14 protein-coding genes are annotated in these 16,431 nt (G+C 58.0%); 10 read left to right on the top strand and 4 right to left on the bottom strand.

Annotated elements, in window-relative coordinates; translation table 11 throughout:
• Window positions 1-8: 8 nt before the first annotated feature.
• From Q7U76_18300 to galU, 4 genes are all read right to left on the bottom strand, one after another.
• On the bottom strand, window positions 9-497 hold the full coding sequence (locus Q7U76_18300; protein ID MDO8358334.1) for a DUF2062 domain-containing protein: 489 nt from the start codon (window positions 495-497) through the stop codon (window positions 9-11).
• Between the two features lie 21 nt (window positions 498-518).
• Window positions 519-1,574: a thiamine-phosphate kinase gene (thiL, locus tag Q7U76_18295; GenBank protein ID MDO8358333.1), complete on the bottom strand. Its 1,056-nt coding sequence runs from the start codon at window positions 1,572-1,574 to the stop codon at window positions 519-521.
• 193 nt (window positions 1,575-1,767) lie between these two features.
• Window positions 1,768-4,272 carry an endopeptidase La gene (gene lon / locus Q7U76_18290; protein MDO8358332.1) on the bottom strand — a complete coding sequence of 835 codons (2,505 nt, stop codon included), beginning with the start codon at window positions 4,270-4,272 and terminating at the stop codon, window positions 1,768-1,770.
• A 69-nt stretch (window positions 4,273-4,341) separates the two neighbouring features.
• Window positions 4,342-5,253 carry a UTP--glucose-1-phosphate uridylyltransferase GalU gene (galU, locus tag Q7U76_18285; protein MDO8358331.1) on the bottom strand — a complete coding sequence of 304 codons (912 nt, stop codon included), beginning with the start codon at window positions 5,251-5,253 and terminating at the stop codon, window positions 4,342-4,344.
• Between the two features lie 497 nt (window positions 5,254-5,750).
• Here galU and bamA point away from each other — a divergent pair, with 497 nt between their 5' ends.
• The 10 genes from bamA (at window position 5,751) to Q7U76_18235 (ending at window position 16,392) form a co-directional block, all read left to right on the top strand.
• Window positions 5,751-8,033, top strand: coding sequence for an outer membrane protein assembly factor BamA (bamA, locus tag Q7U76_18280; protein ID MDO8358330.1), 2,283 nt, complete (start codon window positions 5,751-5,753; stop codon window positions 8,031-8,033).
• A complete protein-coding gene (locus tag Q7U76_18275) occupies window positions 8,033-8,620 on the top strand; it encodes an OmpH family outer membrane protein (protein ID MDO8358329.1) in 588 nt (195 codons plus the stop codon). Before bamA ends, Q7U76_18275 begins: the two co-directional genes overlap by 1 nt.
• 73 nt (window positions 8,621-8,693) lie before the next feature.
• A complete protein-coding gene (locus Q7U76_18270) occupies window positions 8,694-9,230 on the top strand; it encodes an OmpH family outer membrane protein (GenBank protein ID MDO8358328.1) in 537 nt (178 codons plus the stop codon).
• A gap of 392 nt (window positions 9,231-9,622) precedes the next feature.
• Entirely contained in the window at window positions 9,623-10,081 is a 459-nt protein-coding gene (gene fabZ, locus Q7U76_18265; GenBank protein MDO8358327.1) for a 3-hydroxyacyl-ACP dehydratase FabZ, read from the top strand.
• A 79-nt stretch (window positions 10,082-10,160) separates the two neighbouring features.
• Entirely contained in the window at window positions 10,161-10,967 is an 807-nt protein-coding gene (gene lpxA, locus Q7U76_18260; protein ID MDO8358326.1) for an acyl-ACP--UDP-N-acetylglucosamine O-acyltransferase, read from the top strand.
• Window positions 10,968-10,990: 23 nt separating this feature from the next.
• A complete protein-coding gene (gene lpxI / locus Q7U76_18255) occupies window positions 10,991-11,824 on the top strand; it encodes a UDP-2,3-diacylglucosamine diphosphatase LpxI (GenBank protein ID MDO8358325.1) in 834 nt (277 codons plus the stop codon).
• Window positions 11,825-11,903: 79 nt separating this feature from the next.
• Window positions 11,904-12,902 (top strand): Gfo/Idh/MocA family oxidoreductase, encoded by a 999-nt coding sequence (locus Q7U76_18250; protein ID MDO8358324.1) that lies wholly within the window; start codon window positions 11,904-11,906, stop codon window positions 12,900-12,902.
• 10 nt (window positions 12,903-12,912) lie between these two features.
• Window positions 12,913-14,034 (top strand): lipid-A-disaccharide synthase, encoded by a 1,122-nt coding sequence (lpxB, locus tag Q7U76_18245; protein ID MDO8358323.1) that lies wholly within the window; start codon window positions 12,913-12,915, stop codon window positions 14,032-14,034.
• Complete coding sequence (gene msbA, locus Q7U76_18240; GenBank protein MDO8358322.1) at window positions 14,022-15,767, top strand: lipid A export permease/ATP-binding protein MsbA; 1,746 nt, start codon at window positions 14,022-14,024, stop codon at window positions 15,765-15,767. Before lpxB ends, msbA begins: the two co-directional genes overlap by 13 nt.
• Window positions 15,760-16,392, top strand: coding sequence for a DUF374 domain-containing protein (locus tag Q7U76_18235; GenBank protein MDO8358321.1), 633 nt, complete (start codon window positions 15,760-15,762; stop codon window positions 16,390-16,392). The genes msbA and Q7U76_18235 overlap by 8 nt, the downstream gene beginning before the upstream one ends.
• Window positions 16,393-16,431: the final 39 nt, after the last annotated feature.

Raw genomic sequence — 16,431 nt, 5'->3', positions numbered from 1 at the left:
AATCGATCTTAGCCTACATCTTGCGGAGGCAGCAATGGCTCTGTTTGGTTCAGTGGGTGTGACTGCCGATGTTTGGCCAGGAAATAGTAGGCGAGGGGGTAGGCGAGGATCGCACCGAGGAGGCTCAAGACTAATCCGCCGAGAAAGAAGGGGACGGCGTAGGGCATGACCTGTTCATAGATTGCCGTGAAACTCAGATCGTGCCAGTCGAAGGACGGGCCGTCCGAACGGCCGAGCAAGAGTGCGCCGACCCAGTAGGTGGCGCCAAGGATCGGGACGATGGTCCAGGGGTTGTTGATGAAGGCGCCTATCATGAGGGCGAGAAAGTTCAAGCCTAAGGCCCAGGTGCAGAAGAGCACCATGAGGGTGTGCAAGCCATAGGTCGGGGAAAAGGCAATGAAGACGCCAATGGCAAAGGCCATGGCCGTTCGCTGCGGCGATTCCCGCAGATGGAGGACCTGTTTCAGCAGCGATCGAAATGATGGGAGCCTGGCCATAGGTATGGTTGCGAGGGCCGGTTACCTGAAATGTTCGTAACTGGTGATCGGCAACGGGCGCTTCTTTCCATCGGGGCCAACGGCTTGGACTCCATGTCGAGCCGGGCGAATGGCGCCGATGCAGGTGATGCGAAATCGATGGGTCTTAGCAGCCTGTTCAGCCTGCGCCTGGTGACGCGGCGAGAGGGTAAAGAGCAACTCATAATCTTCGCCTCCGGTCAGTGCCAGCGCCACCGGGTCGAGTGTTCGAGCTGCCGCATAGGCGCGGCAGGCGGGCGAGACGGGAAGCGCGCCAAGATCGAGTTCCGCGCCGACATGGCTTTCTTCACAGATATGGCGGAGATCGCCGGACAGGCCGTCTGATATGTCGATGGCTGAGGTGGCGAGGCGATGGGAGCTGAGCCATTGGCCTTCTGCGATGCGGGCCGTCGGACGCAGGTGCCGTCCGATCAGGAACTGTCGGTGCCTGGGCGAGAGTGCTGCGGTACCAGGACGTTGTTTCTTGCGGGGCGGCAGTTCGTTCAGCAGCATGAGGCCGGCCAAAGAATCGCCGATCGTCCCGGTGACGTAGAGCAGATCTCCAATGCCTGCACCGTTCCGGAACAGTGCCTTGCGAGGAGGAACCATGCCGACCAGCGTCACGCTGATAAACCATCCGCCGTCGGAGGCCGAGGTGTCGCCACCGATGAGTTCTACGTGATGTAGGCGGCAGGCGGCCATCATGCCCCGGTAGAGCTGCTGAACCTGGTCGCTGGTGCCGGTGCGGGGAATGGCCAAGGCGACGAGTATATATTGGGGCGTGGCTCCCATCGCGGCGATGTCGCTGAGGTTGGCTGCTGCCGCGCGAAACCCAATATCAGCCATCGTGGCGGTTCGGAGATCGAAGTGGATGCCTTCTGCGAGCAGGTCGGTGGTCAGTACGCTCCACCGTCCGGCTCCTGAGGTCACCACGGCGGCATCGTCGCCGATCCCTCGAATGACCGAGAGACTCTTGCGACCATGCCGTTGTTGGAGCGTTCGAATGAGATCGAATTCGCGGATCGGGGAGCGGGCCTTCGTGCCGACCTTCGAGGCCATACTAGCCTGCATTATTTATGACAGTTCGTTGCGAAATCACGGAGTCGCGTTGCGAGACGGGCATGCGGAGCGGTTTAGCCACGAGGCGTACGTGAATAGTACGTTGAGTGGCTAAGCCGCGAGCCTGCCCGCCGAAGGCTTGTCGGAGCAGCGAATCCGCGATTGCAGCAGAAGTGCTCATGAATAATGCAGGCTAGTGCAATTGTCGTGGTCGCGTGGTCGTGGTGGCTGCATGCACCGGCAGCGAGCGAGCCGTTCGCCCGGTCTTTGCGCGGCCGGCTGATTTTTTCTGTTGTGGCTGCGGTGTCTGGGGTTTGCCCGTTGGGCGCGCGGGTTTCGGGCCCCGCCGGAGCGCGACTTTCATCACATCGTCCATCGTGTCGGCAAAGACGAGTTGGATGCCCTTCAAAATATGCTTGGGAATCTCGTCGAGATCCTTCTTATTGCGTTTTGGAAGAATCACGGTGGTCAGTTTGGCTCGTTTGGCCGCCAACAGCTTTTCCTTCAATCCGCCGATGGGGAGCACTCGCCCGCGGAGTGTGATTTCGCCGGTCATGGCCAGATCACGGCGTACCGGGATTTGCGACAAGGTCGAAGCAATGGCGATGGCCATGGTGATGCCCGCGGACGGTCCGTCCTTGGGGATCGCTCCAGCCGGCACATGGATATGGAGATCCTGCGTGGTGAAGACGTCCGGGTCGATGCCGAGCGTGCGCTCGCGCGATCGGACATAGCTCAAGGCGGCCTGTGCGGACTCTTTCATCACATCGCCCAGCTGGCCGGTAAGGGTCAGTTGCCCCTTGCCCTTCATGGCGGTGGCTTCGATGTAGAGCACATCGCCGCCGGACTCCGTCCAGGCTAACCCGGTGGCCACGCCGATCTCGTCTACCTTCAATTCTTCTTCGGGCACGAACTTGGGGACGCCGAGATACTTATGCAGGTTGGCGGGATTCACGGGGAACCCGACGCCTTTCCCTTCCGCTACTTTCTTGGCCACCTTGCGCATGACGTTGGCGATTTCCCGCTCAAGATTCCGGACGCCGGCTTCACGCGTATAGTTGGCGATGATCTGACGCACCGCCGGCTCGGCGATGCGGACATGTTTTTCGGTGATGCCATGTTCGTTGAGCTGCCGGGGGATCAGGTATTTCTGGGCGATGCCCAACTTTTCTTCTTCGGTATAGCCGGGGATGCCGATGACTTCCATCCGGTCGCGTAAGGCCGGCAAGATCGGATCGATCAGGTTGGCGGTCGCAATGAACAGCACGTCGGTCAGGTCGAAGGGCACACCCAGGTAATGGTCCGTGAACGAGTTGTTCTGTTCGGGGTCGAGCACTTCGAGTAAGGCGGCGGAAGGATCGCCGCGGAAATCCATGCCGACCTTGTCCACTTCGTCCAGCATAAAGACAGGATTATTGGTGCCGGCCTGTTTCATGCCTTGAATGATGCGGCCGGGGAGCGCGCCGACATAGGTGCGTCGATGGCCGCGGATTTCAGCTTCATCGCGGACTCCGCCGAGACTGATGCGGACAAACTCACGGCCGAGCGCGCGGGCGATCGACTTCCCGAGTGAGGTTTTTCCGACGCCTGGTGGCCCGACGAAGCAGAGGATCGGACCCTTCATTTTGTCTTTGAGCTTCCGTACGGCGAGATACTCAAGGATCCGCTCTTTGACTTTTTCCAGATCGTAGTGATCTTCGTTGAGCACTTTGGAGGCAGCTTTGAGGTCGAGGTTGTCTTTCGATCGCTTGGACCAGGGCAGTTCCACGATCCATTCGATGTAGGTCCTGACGGTCGCAGACTCGGCGGTATCCGGATGCATTTTCTCAAGGCGTTTGAGCTGTTTTTCGGTTTCTTTCAGCACCTTTTCAGGCATCTTGAGTTCTGCGATCCGCTTGCGAAACTCGGTGATTTCTTCCGCACGCTCGTCGAGCTCGCCGAGCTCTTTTTGAATGGCTTTGAGTTGCTCGCGCAAGAAGTATTCGCGTTGAGTCTTGTCCATCTCCCCCTTGGCCTGCGCTTGAATCTTTTGCTGCATGGAGAGGACTTCGATTTCCTTGCCGAGGATGTCGCTGACGTGCCGGAGGCGCTTGATCGGGTCGATGACCTCCAGGACGGCCTGAGTGACCTCGACCTTGAGTCCAAGATTCGACGCCACCATATCGGCGAGGCGGCCGGGGTCTTCGAGGTTTTCAATGACGACCATCACATCCGGGATCAGAATCTTCCCGAGGCTCACGATTCGTTCGATCTGCTCTTTCACCGTCCGCATGACGGCTTCGGTTTCAAGGGCCGCACCGGCCGATTTGTGTTCGGTGAGCTTGTCGATACGGACGGAGTAGTAGGGCTCGGTCTGAATATAGCCGGTAATCCTGGCTTTCGAGACCCCCTGCACGAGCACCTTGATGCGCTCATCGGGAAGTTTCAGCATCCGCATGATGATGCCGACCGTGCCGATGGTATGGATATCGTCCGCCGTCGGATTTTCGACGTCCAGGGCCTTTTGCGTGGCGAGGAAGATCATCCGATTGCCGGCTAAGGCGGCTTCAATCGCTTTGATCGACATGTCACGTCCGACGAACAAGGGGAGGACCATGTAGGGGAAGACGACGATGTCCCGGACCGGCAACAGCGGAAGGTGGTCGGGAATTTCGGTGTTTTGGGGTGGCTGCAAGTCTTGTTCGATGGAGTCGTTCATCGGTATGGTCCCAGTGTTATGCGCAGTCGTCAATGACAGGTGATGCGGTGCCTTGGTTGCGTGCCGCGGCTAGGCTTTTCGTGAGCGTGTCGTGCTGCGCCCTCCGGAGGACCGCATACGATTCTGCAGGTATTCCTCGAAGTCCGGTCCCAGGGAGGGGTTCTTGAGCGCGAACTCGACGGTCGCGATGAGAAACCCCAACTTGTCACCGGCGTCGTATCGCTGGCCTTGTATCTCCAGCGCAAACATCGGAGATTTCTTCGCCAGTTCCCGGAGGGCGTCGGTCAATTGGATCTCGCCATTTTTCCCCGGCTGGGTCTTTCGGAGAATGGAGAAAATCTCCGGCGGCAGGACGTAGCGACCGATGACCGCGAGATTGGAGGGCGCTTCGGACGGCGACGGTTTTTCGATCAGGCCTTCGACTCGATGCAAACCTGCTGAGACCCGTCGAGGCGTGACGATTCCATAGCGGTTGACCTCTTGGTGGGGGACTTCCTGCACCCCGAGGATTGCCCCGTGGCGTTTTTTGTAGGCATGAATGAGTTGTGCGAGGCCTGGCATCGGGGCATCGATGATTTCGTCGCCCAAAATGACGGCAAAGGGCTCGTCCCCGATCAGCCGTTGGGCGCAGAGGACGGCATGGCCCAGCCCCAGCGCTTCCGATTGACGGACGTAACAAAAGTTGGCGAGCGTGGAGATGTGCCGCATCTGGCTCAAGAGCTGCGCTTTGCCGCTGCCCTTGAGATTTTCTTCCAGTTCGACGGAGCGGTCGAAGTGATCTTCGATCGCGCGTTTGCCCCGTCCGGTGATGATGATAATGTCTTCGATCCCTGAGGCGACCGCTTCTTCCACCGCATATTGAATCAGCGGCTTGTCGACGAGCGGTAACATTTCTTTGGGAGAGGCTTTCGTCGCAGGCAGGAAGCGAGTGCCAAGGCCTGCGGCTGGAATCACGGCTTTGCGGACTTCGAAGCGTGACATGCGCCGATACTATGTGATGGGGTAGGCGATGTCAAGGAATGGAGCGCAGAGGCCATGCGCACGCGAGACGGGCGAGACCTGTGTGAATGGCTCGATAGGACGTTCAGCGTTCTGGGAACCTAGCAGCGTCATCCCTCTTGCCCGTCTCGTGAGTCGTGTTACTCCTGTGTGCGCTCGCCATTTGCGCGAATAATGTGGGCGGTTAGCTTTACATTCAAATACTTGCTCAATATAATCCGAGAGTTTTGCACGCATGTTGCCGTAGGTGACGCCTGTGCGCTCAGCGCGTCGGTCTCTCACGTCCGCAATCTCCTCTGCGCCCTCAGCATCTGCTCCCGATAGGTCCGGAGTATGGTGGGGTCATAGGTGTACGGTGCGCAGTCACAGCTCAACGTAGGATTGTCCAAGATGAGGTTGTCATTGTCGTTTTCTGCCTGTCGGATTCAGATTCAGTGAGTAGTGCTGGCTGCTCATATGGGCCTCGCTGGCTCCTTGTCATGATACTGATCGCCCTGGTCTGTGGTCTGTTACCGATGCCTGCGGTTGCAGTGGAGCCTGCCGGGGTCAAAGTGACGGCAATTGAGATTCGAGGCAACAAGCGGATCGAGTTGCCGGCGATTGCCGGTCGATTGACGCTGAAGCCCGGCGATCCCTACACCCCTGAGAATGTTCGTGGGCAAATTAAAATTCTGTACGAAACCGGGTTCTTCGAAGATGTGCAGATGGAGACGGAATCGGGGAAGGGCGGGGTAGCCCTGGCCTTTCTGGTTCGTGAGAAGCCCTTTATCACCGAGATCGTGTTCGATGGGAATCAAGAACTGAGCGACGATAAGTTGAAAGAGAAGATCACGATCAAGAGCCAGGCCTTTCTCGATCAGCTCCAGGCCAAAGAGAGTGCGGAGAAGATTCGTCTGACTTATCAAGAGGACGGCTACTTCAATGCTCGGGTGACCCCGATCGTGCAGACCTTGGACGAGGATCGGAAGCGCCTGACGTTTTTCGTGAAAGAAGGGGACAAGGCGCGCATCAAGACGGTGGTATTCGACGGCCTGCATGCTGCGACGAAAGACGAGATGTTCAAGGTGATGGCGACGCGGGAATGGATTCCCTGGCACGGTCTATTCTCGCAGCTGAAGTTGCCGTCGTTTCTCTCGGATGCCGGCGTCTTGAAGCGGGAAGAGATGAATAACGACGTCGAGCGGATCAAAGAGGTCTTGCTCAACAAGGGCTATTTGAACGCCCAGGCCGGGCTGCCGACGGTGGAACTGAGCGACGACAAGAAGTGGTTCGTCGTGACGTATGCGGTGATGGAGGGAGAGCCGTTCACCATTGGCGAAATCGGGTTCCGCGGGAATACGGTATTCGAAGATCCGGAGCTCCGACAGGGGCTCAAGATGAAGGACGGAGAGATCTTTCAGCGACAGAAAATCCGTGACGAGATTACGCGGCTCAACGATCTCTATGGAAGTAAAGGGTATGCTTTTGCCGACATCTCGCCCAGTGTGACGCCGAATGTAGAGGAGCGGACCGCAACCATCATCTTGACCATTAAGGAGGGGGAGATGATGCGGATTCGCCAAATCAACATCAATGGGAACGATAAAACGAAAGACAATGTCATTCGCCGTGAAATTCGCGTCGACGAACAGGACGTGATCGATACTCCCTCCTTGAAGCGGAGCTTTCAGCGGCTCAACAACTTGAACTTTTTCGAGACGGTGGAAATTCTTCCGGCGCAGGTGGCAGCGGATAAGGTCGATCTGAACGTCCGCGTGAAAGAAAAACCGACCGGCCAGTTCAGCGTCGGCGGCGGGTTCAGCACCTTGGACAAGTTGGTCGCAATTGCCGATATTACAGAAGGTAATCTCGGCGGGAATGGCTGGATGGGGCGAATCCGCGGCCAGTTGGGCCAGCAGCGCACCCTTGGGTTGATCACATTTCGGAATCCCTATTTAGAAGATTCCTTGACCTCGATGCAGTTGGACGTCTATCGCAGCATGACCAACTACATCACCTATTTTGAGAAGAAAGCCGGCGCCAGTATCACGTTCGGCCGCTGGCTTTCTGAATATGCGACAGGGAGTATCAGCCTTTTTGCGGAGCAGCTGAATTTCAGCGATCCACAGGAAGGAATTTGTCCAGATCTGTTTCCTCTTGTCTGCGGCCAGCTTGGAAATCAGACGACGACCGGGTTTCGGACCTCGCTGGCTCGTGACACGAGAGACTACTATTTAGATCCCCGTACCGGTTGGCGCGCCTCCGTGGGCTTCGATTTGGGGACGCCCTACCTGGGCGGAAGCAATAACTTCTATAAATATTCGTTGGACCTGATGAAATATACGCCGTTGCCGTTCGATACGCGGGTATCGGTCCATGCCCGCTATGGCGCTGCGGTCGGCATGGAGGGCAAGCCTATTCCGCTGACCGAACGATATTTTGTCGGCGGTATCAATACGATGCGCGGCTTCGTGTTCGGGCAGGCGGGACCGGTGACGCTCAACAATTCGCTGCTTGGCGCCACCAAAGAGTTGATCGTCAATACCGATTTTATCTTTACGATTTCTGCCGATGCCAAACTCAACGGGGTGATCTTCTTTGACTATGGGAAAGGCTTTGACGACAATGAACCGCTCTCGTTTAAGTTGCGGAAGTCCGCCGGTATTGAAGGGCGATGGATCTCACCGTTCGGGCCCCTCCGCGCCGCGTATGGGTTGAATCTTGAAGCCCGTGAGCGTGAACGTAAAGGAGTGTTCGAGTTTACGATCGGTTCGCTGTTCTAATGGGACAAGTCTATGACCATGAGCGAGGTAGCGGTGTGATGCAGGTTGACCATGTATGTCGGACTCTGTTCTCTGCGGTTTGTCTTGCCATGGGCCTTGCTGTCGCCGGCTGCGCTGCCGGCGTGGCGAAGGTTGAGGGGAAGGTGGGTCTCGTCGATCCAGCCCGTGTCCTCAGCGAGACAAATGCGGGAAAGAAGGCCAAGGATTCCTTGAGTGCCTTCTCTAAGAATCGTCAGGCCTTGATCGAGCTGGAAGAAAAAGAGCTTCGCCGTATGGAGGAGGATTTTGGGAGACAGGCCAGCGTATTGAGCCCGACAGCGAAACGGGAGCGTGAAGAGCAGTTTCGGCGCAGGATGGCGGAGTATCAGCAGAAAGCCGGAGACATGAACCGGGAGGTTCAAGAGAAGCAAAAAGACGTGCTCGAAGGGTTTCGTGAAAAGGTGGAGCATGTCGTGGGAAAAGTCTCCAAGCGCCTGGGGCTCCAGGTCGTCATGGACAAGGGAAAGGGAGGCCCCACGTTATATAGCGATGAAGGGCTCGATATTACAGGCCAGGTGATCGACGAATTTAACCGCGAGTATCCGTAGCCGGCGTGAGGAGCGAAACTTGGGAGAATAGCGGGACGGGTGAGTCAGCATTGAGGATAAAGAGGAGGACTCGATGGAACGAATGAGTGTGACTGGTCTAGTCGGTGCCGTGGGATTGTGGTTGATGATGGTGTCGCCGGGGTTGTCGGCTGATGTCCCGAAGGTTGGGGTGATGGATCAGCAAGCGGTCATCGAGCAGTCGAAGGCCGGCAAGCGGGCCTTAGAAGAGCTGAAGTCCTACTCTACGACCAGACAGAAAATCATCAATGCCGACGATCAAGAGTTGAAAGAGTTGGAACAGACGATTCAAGACGGGAAATTGACCGACAGTGCGAAGCAGGAGAAGCAGAATCAGTTCCAGGCCAAACTGGAGGCCTATCAACGTCGGTTGGGCGACTTCAATCGCGAGATTCAACAAAAGCAACGTGACATGGTGGCAGAGTACTCGAAGAAAGTGCAAGCGGCTGCCCAGGCCGTGGCAGAAAAGAATGGCTACGTTGCGATCATCGACAAGGGGAGCGAGATTGCGATCAAAGTCGTACTCTACCATCAGCCTGCCCTGGATGTGACCGATCAGATGGTGAAGGAGTTCGATCGGCAGAATAAGTAGCGGGGGAGAGGGCAGCCTGGTCGTCCTCTTGCTCGCGGAACGCGCACGATAAGAATGTGCTCGTTCGACGCGCGCAATCGAGGATCGACCAGGCCGCCCTTGAAAGTGAAGTGTGGGATGAGGGCTGACGCGCGCAGGGGAAGATCCATCAGCCTCCATCCCTGAAGAGAAGTATGAGCAAGCGTGGAAGGATCATTTGAAGCGTCGCCATTAAAATCTTTCTTGATGGTGTTGATGTCAACATAAGCATCAGAATGCTCAACAAGGCTGTCCAGCAAGGCCGCAGCGAGCGAAGAGGCGGAGGGGTACCCTTGCGGTACGTTGAGCCTCTGAGAGATGCGAGACCGAAGCTGGCAGACTTTTTCAGCATTCTGATAGAGGAGGTTCTGTCGATGTCCGTCATGGAGCAAGCCGAAATACAGGCGCTTTTGCCGCACCGGTACCCCTTTCTTCTGGTCGATCGGATTCAGGAACTGGATCCCGACAAACGAATCGTCGGGATCAAGAACGTGACGATCAACGAACCTTTCTTTCTGGGGCATTTCCCTGGACGCCCGGTCATGCCAGGGGTGTTGATTCTGGAAGCCATGTCTCAAGTTGGCGCTATTCTGGCGTTTAAGTCGCTGGGGAACGCCGCACGTCCGGTCGTCTATTTGACCGGTGTCGATGGCGCGAAGTTCAGAAAACCGGTCGTGCCCGGTGACCAGTTGCGATTCGAGATCGAGGTCGTGAGGAAACGGCCGCCGTTCTGGAAGATGGAAGGGAAGGCCTTCGTCGGAGAGGAACTCGTCTGCGAAGCCGAAGTGACCGCGATGGTCACGGAAGAAAAGGCCGTAAAAGGTGATGCGTGATGCGTGGCGAGTTTTGGTGGAATAGCAGTTATCCGAAGCCCAGCACTGATCACCGATCATTCATCACTGGAGGTTAAGCGTGCAGATTCATGCGAGTGCCATCGTCCACCCTAAGGCGCAGTTGGCCGCCGACGTCGTGGTGGGCCCATTTTGTGTGGTTGGCGAACATGTCACCATCGGGTCTGGGACGCGACTCGTGTCTCATGTCGCCGTCGATGGCTGGACGGAGATCGGTGCGCGGTGCGAGCTGCATCCCTTCGTCTCGATCGGCGCCCCACCCCAACATCTCGCCTATAAGGGCGAACCGACTAAGGTCGTGATCGGCGACGACAACATTTTCCGGGAATATGTCACGGTCAATCGCGCAACCGTACAAGGCGGCGGGACGACGACGATCGGCTCCAAGAATTTCCTCATGGCCTATGTGCACGTCGCCCACGACTGTCATCTCGGCAGCCATCTCATCCTGGCCAATGCCGCCAGTTTGGCCGGCCACATCACCATTGGTGACCATGCGATCATCGGGGGATTGACCGGGATTCATCAACATGTGCGGGTCGGGTCCTACTCCATGGTTGGCGGCTGTTGCGCCCTCGGGCAGGACCTTCCTCCCTTCATGCGGGCGGCGGGCGGCTATCGTGCGCGGATGTACGGCCTCAATTCGGTGGGGTTGCGCCGACAGGGGTTTTCCACCGATCGGATCTCGGTGTTGAAACGAGCCTACGACATGTTGTTCCGATCGGGGCATCGAACGGCTGAAGCGGCTAAATTGGCAAAGGTCGAGTTCGGCGATCAACCGGACGTGATGACGGTGTTGGGGTTTCTCGAAGGAACGAAACGCGGCATCTGTCGGTCGGTCGGTAAAGATCAGGAGAATGAGGAGTAAGCACCGTGGCCGTACTGCCTCATATGACCGATGGCGAGCGAATTGGGCTGATTGCCGGCAACGGCCGGTTTCCGATCATCTTTGCGGATAATGCCAGAAGGCTGGGTTATCACGTGTCGGCGGTGGCACATGAAGGCGAGACGGAACCGGAGTTGGCCGGCCATGTGGATCGGATCCATTGGATCAAGATCGGCCAGCTCAATAAACTGATCAAGGCCTTCAAGGAAGACGGCGTCCATCAGGCTGTGATGCTGGGCGGGATCAAGAAGACCCATATGTTTACCACGGTCCGGCCTGACTTTCGCGCCTTGGCATTGGCGACGAGGTTGGCGCTCTGGAAAGACGACGATCTCTTGCGTGAAATCGCAAAGGAACTCGAGCAAGAAGGGATCGCCATCTGTGAGTCGACCTTCGGGCTTGAGGGGATTCTCGTGGAAGAAGGGCCGTTGACCGAACGGACTCCATCGGAGAAAGAATGGGCGGACATCCGCTACGGCTGGGACGTGGCGCATGACATCGGCCGTCTCGATATCGGGCAATGTGTCGTGATTAAAGATCGCGTGGTTGTGGCCGTCGAAGCGGTCGAAGGCACCGATGGCGCCATCAAACGCGGCGGCGATCTGGCCAAGGAGGGCGCGGTGGTGGTCAAACGATCGAAGCCGCAGCAGGACTTGCGATTCGATCTCCCGGCCGTGGGGCCTCGAACGATTGAAGTGATGGCATCGGTCAAGGCTTCCGTGTTGGCGGTCGAAGCCGGACGGACCATTTTGTTGGATCGTGAGATTATGTTGGAGAAGGCTAAGTTTGCCCGCATTGCCATTGTCGGGATTAAGCAGGATGCGATGGGGGAGCCGTAATGCGTGATGAGCTCCTGACAAAGAAGAGGACAGGTGGGCCCGTTCTCTTCCCATCGCTGTATCACGCTCGGGGTATCCTATGAAGCTGCTAAGGGCAGGTGTGATCGGTGTCGGACATCTCGGGCAGCACCATGCGCGCCTCTATGCCTCCTTGCCCGGGGCGCAGCTCGTTGGCCTGACGGATCAATCGATTGAGCGTGCACAGACGGTCGCAGATCGGCATGGGTCGCCGGTCTTTCGTACGATCGATGAATTGCTCTCGCACGTCGATGTCGTGAGCGTGGCGGTTCCCACGTCTGGCCACTATGCTGTCGCCAAAGCCTGTCTGCAGGCAGGCAAACATGTCCTGGTTGAAAAACCCATTGCTGTCACACCAACAGAAGCAGAGGAGTTGGTCCAGCTCGCCAAACAACGAGGGTGTTGTCTACAAGTCGGCCACAGCGAGCGGTTCAATCCGGTGATGGCGCTGATGCGTCCCCATATTAGCCGGCCGGTATTTATCGAATGTCACCGCCTCAGTAGCTTCAGTGAACGGGGGACGGACGTGGATGTGGTCTTGGACCTGATGATTCACGATTTGGATCTCGTGTTGTCTTTGAATCCAGGTCCTATTGAAGAAGTGCGCGCTGCGGGGGTGGCGGTCTTGTCCTCCTCGATCGATATTGCCAATGCCCGTATTCAGTTCCAGAGCGGCTGCGTGGCCAACTTGACCTCCAGCCGTGTGTCGACGAATAAGATGCGGCGGTTGCGTCTCTTTCAGCGGGACAGTTACCTCTCGATCGATTTTCAGACTCGTCTCGGCATGGTCTCCCGCCGCAGCGCCAAGGCAGGAGAGAAGCCGACCGTCGAGGTTGAACAGTTGCAGGGTGGAGATGAAGAACCTTTGAAGCTCCAACTCGCATCGTTTCTGCACGCAGCCGGCACAGGCACGAGGCCGGTGGTGTCCGGTGAGGATGGCGCGGCGGCAGTGGCGGCCGCACATCAAGTGTTGCAGGCCATTGAGGCCTTTGCGGCTCGTCATGAAGCAGGGGCTCACGGGATAGACGGTGGCGGCGCGTCTTCTTTGTCTCGGCTGTGAAGCTATGCGAATGTTGATCGTGACAGGCGAAGCGTCGGGTGACCTCCATGGGGCTCATTTAGCGAAAGCGATCATGGCGCTCGACCCGACGGCCGAGCTGGTCGGCATTGGTGGGGCGGCGATGCGCGCAGCAGGGGTGAGCCTCGTGCCGGGCGTTCCGCAGCTAGATGTGATGGGATTGATCGGCCTGTCTGCCATTCGGGCCATGGTCCAGCGCGTGTTGGCGATCCGGCGAGTGCTGAAGTCAGAGGCCTGGGATTTGGTCGTGCTGATCGATAATCCAGGGCTGAATTTTCATTTCGCCCGGGTGGCCAAGGCCGCCGGCCGGCGTGTGATGTACTATATCGCGCCCCAGGTTTGGGCCTGGCGTCCCGGTCGTATGAAGTGGATTCAGCGCCGGGTCGATCATGTCGTCGTCATTCTCCCGTTCGAGCCGGAACTCTATCGCCGGGCGGGTGTGCGTTGTACGTTCGTCGGCCATCCGCTGCTTGATGCGGTGGCGCCGCAGTACGATCGTGCGGCGCTTCGCAGGAAGTTCGGCCTGGACGAGTCGGCCCGCGTCGTTGGATTGTTGCCGGGGAGTCGAGTGCGCGAAGTCGAGATGCTGCTGCCGGTGCTTCTCGACGCGGCGGCGCAACTGCATGCCGCAGAACCGGGGATACAATTTATCCTGGCGCAGGCCTCTTCAATTCACGATCATCTGATTCAGTCTCTGTTACAGCGGAGCCCTGTGCCGGTCCGAGTCGCATACGATCAGGCGAGTGAGGTGATGGCCCTATCCGATGTGTTGTTTATCGCATCGGGAACCGCCACGCTGCAGGCGGCGGTGGTGGGGACTCCCATGGTGTTGCTGTACAAGACTACGCCGGTGACCTATCGCCTGGCGCGTTGGCTGATCAATGTGAAGTGGATCGGGCTCGTCAATCTGGTGGCAGGCCGATCGGTCGTTCCGGAACTGATTCAGGATGAGGCGACGGCCGAGCGGTTGTGTCAGGAGGTGCTCCACCTCTTGCGCGATCCGTCGGCCTATCGTGAGATGAAAGAAGGGTTGCGGCAGGTTCGGCAATCATTAGGGGAGCCCGGCGCCTCCCGCCGAGCCGCAGAGGTGGCATTGTCTGAATGTCGACGCTAGATCGCTTGATACGACTGTTTCGTTATCTGAAGCCCTATCGGGTTCGCTTGGGTGCGGCCTTCGCCTGTTCAGGGCTGGTGGCGGCCTTCTCCGGCGCCTATGCCTGGCTCGTCAAGCCGGTCCTCGACGAGATCTTCATCAATAAGAACGAAAGCCTGCTGCTGGTCCTTCCTCTTGCGCTCTTCACCGTGTCGGTGTTGAAGAGCGCCTTCAACTACGGGCAAAACTATCTCATGAACTATGTCGGGAATCAGGTGATCACCGACATCCGGCAGGAGTTGTTCGGGAAGCTCATTCGGCTGCCCATTCCCTACCACGATGTGAATACGTCGGGGCGGCTGGTGTCCCGTGTGGTGAACGACGTGTCGTTGATGGCCAACGCGGTGGCCGGCGTTCTGAAGGATATTTTCCAGCAGGGCCTCACGTTTCTCGCCATGATGGGCGTCATCTTCTATCAGAATTGGCGGCTGGCCGGTCTCTCGGTGATCGTCATCCCCTTGGCCGTCTTCACGATGGTGCGGATGGGGAAACGGCTGCGGGCGCTGGCGGCCAGCGGGCAAGAGCGGATGGGGGATATGGCCTCGACGCTTCAGGAAACGTTGTCCGGTATTCGCATGGTGAAGGCCTATGGGCGGGAAGAGACCGAGGAGACGAGATTCCAACTGAGCAACCGCGCCTTCCTGAGTACGACGATGAAGGCGATCCAAGTCTCGTCCCTCGGGTCGTCGCATATGGAAGTGATCGGTGTGGTGGGGGTCGCGGCGATTATCTGGTATGGCGGCTTTCTCGTGATCAATGGCTCCATGACGCCGGGGGAATTTTTCTCGTTTCTCACGGCGATGTTCATGGCCTATACCCCGCTTCGCCGGTTGTCCGGTTCCAATAATTCCATTCAACAGGCCTTGGCCGCAGCCGAACGAGTATTTAGCGTGCTGGACCTCCAGACCGAGCAGGATGCGGAGCGGGGGCGGTTGGAGTTGCCGCGTGTGGCGCAGGCGGTGACGTTTGAGGACGTGACGTTTCTGTATGAGAGCCAGGCCGTGCCGGCGCTGAATGACATCAACCTGACGATTCGCGCCGGAGAGATGGTGGCGCTTGTCGGCAGCAGTGGGAGTGGAAAGACGACCCTGGTCAATCTGATTCCGCGCTTTTACGAACCGACTGCCGGTCGTGTGCTCATCGACGGAGTCGACATTCAGTCCTACAGCCTGCGCTCGCTGCGTTCGCAGATGGGGATGGTGTCCCAAGATGTGGTCTTGTTCGACGACAGCATTCGGAACAATATTGCGTTTGGGCGGCAGGATGCGACCGATGAAGAGATTGTGCAGGCGGCGCGGTTGGCCTATGCCCACGATTTCGTCGAACGTCTTCCTCAGGGATATCAGACGGTGGTAGGAGAAAAAGGGGTGAAGCTTTCAGGCGGCGAACGGCAGCGTTTGGCCATCGCCCGCGCAATTTTACGCGACCCTCCCTTGCTCATTCTCGATGAGGCCACGTCGGCCTTGGACACCGAGTCCGAGCGGGTCGTCCAGCTGGCGCTGACCAACTTGATGAAAAATCGGACGACCGTCGTGATCGCCCATCGGCTGTCCACGATTCAACGGGCCGATCGGATCATGGTCTTGGCCAAGGGCTCGATCGTCGAAGTCGGCACCCACGACGAACTGCTTCGCCACGGAGGCCAATACCAGCGGCTTCATGCCATGCAGTTCCAGGACGTGCCTGATGCGTAATCCCAGGATGAAGCGAATCGAGACGTGGGTGAAGCTCTCACTCCTCCCTCCCGTCGGAGCGTCAATCATTCGAGGACTGACCGGGTCGATGCGAATGGAGTCGCGGGGCCACGAACAGGTGGATGCCTTGTATCGTGAGGGGCGGCATATCATTCTGGCGTTTTGGCATGCGCAGCAGCTCATGGTCCCGATAGGTTATCGTGGAACAGGCGCCAACGTCTTGATCAGCCAGCATCAGGACGGTGAGATCATCGCACGCATTATCTCTCGATTCGGGCATCGGGCGGTGCGTGGATCGAGCACCAGGGGTGGGGCGCTGGCGTTGCGAGAATTGATTCGCCTCGGGCGATCCGGTGCGGATCTTGTCGTGACTCCCGATGGACCCAAGGGGCCTCGCCAGGTCGCCAAGCTCGGAGTGGTGCAGTTGGCGAAGGCCACCGGGCTTCCGATTGTGCCGTTAGCCTTTAGCTGCTCAAAAAAAAACTCTTCGCGAGCTGGGATCGGTTCATGGTCCCATTCCCATGGTCTCGGGGCCTCTACCTGTGGGGCGCCCCCATCTGGGTGCCGCGAGACTCCGATGAACAGGCGTTGGAAGCGGCACGCCTGGAGCTTGAAACGGTTCTGAATCGATTGACGGATCAGGCGGAAGAGGCGTTGAAGATCT

It is taken from the genome of Nitrospirota bacterium (assembly GCA_030645475.1).
Lineage (GTDB): Bacteria > Nitrospirota > Nitrospiria > Nitrospirales > Nitrospiraceae > Palsa-1315.
The sequence above is the reverse complement of the archived record's forward strand: the minus strand, read 5'-3'. Positions and strand labels throughout refer to the sequence as shown.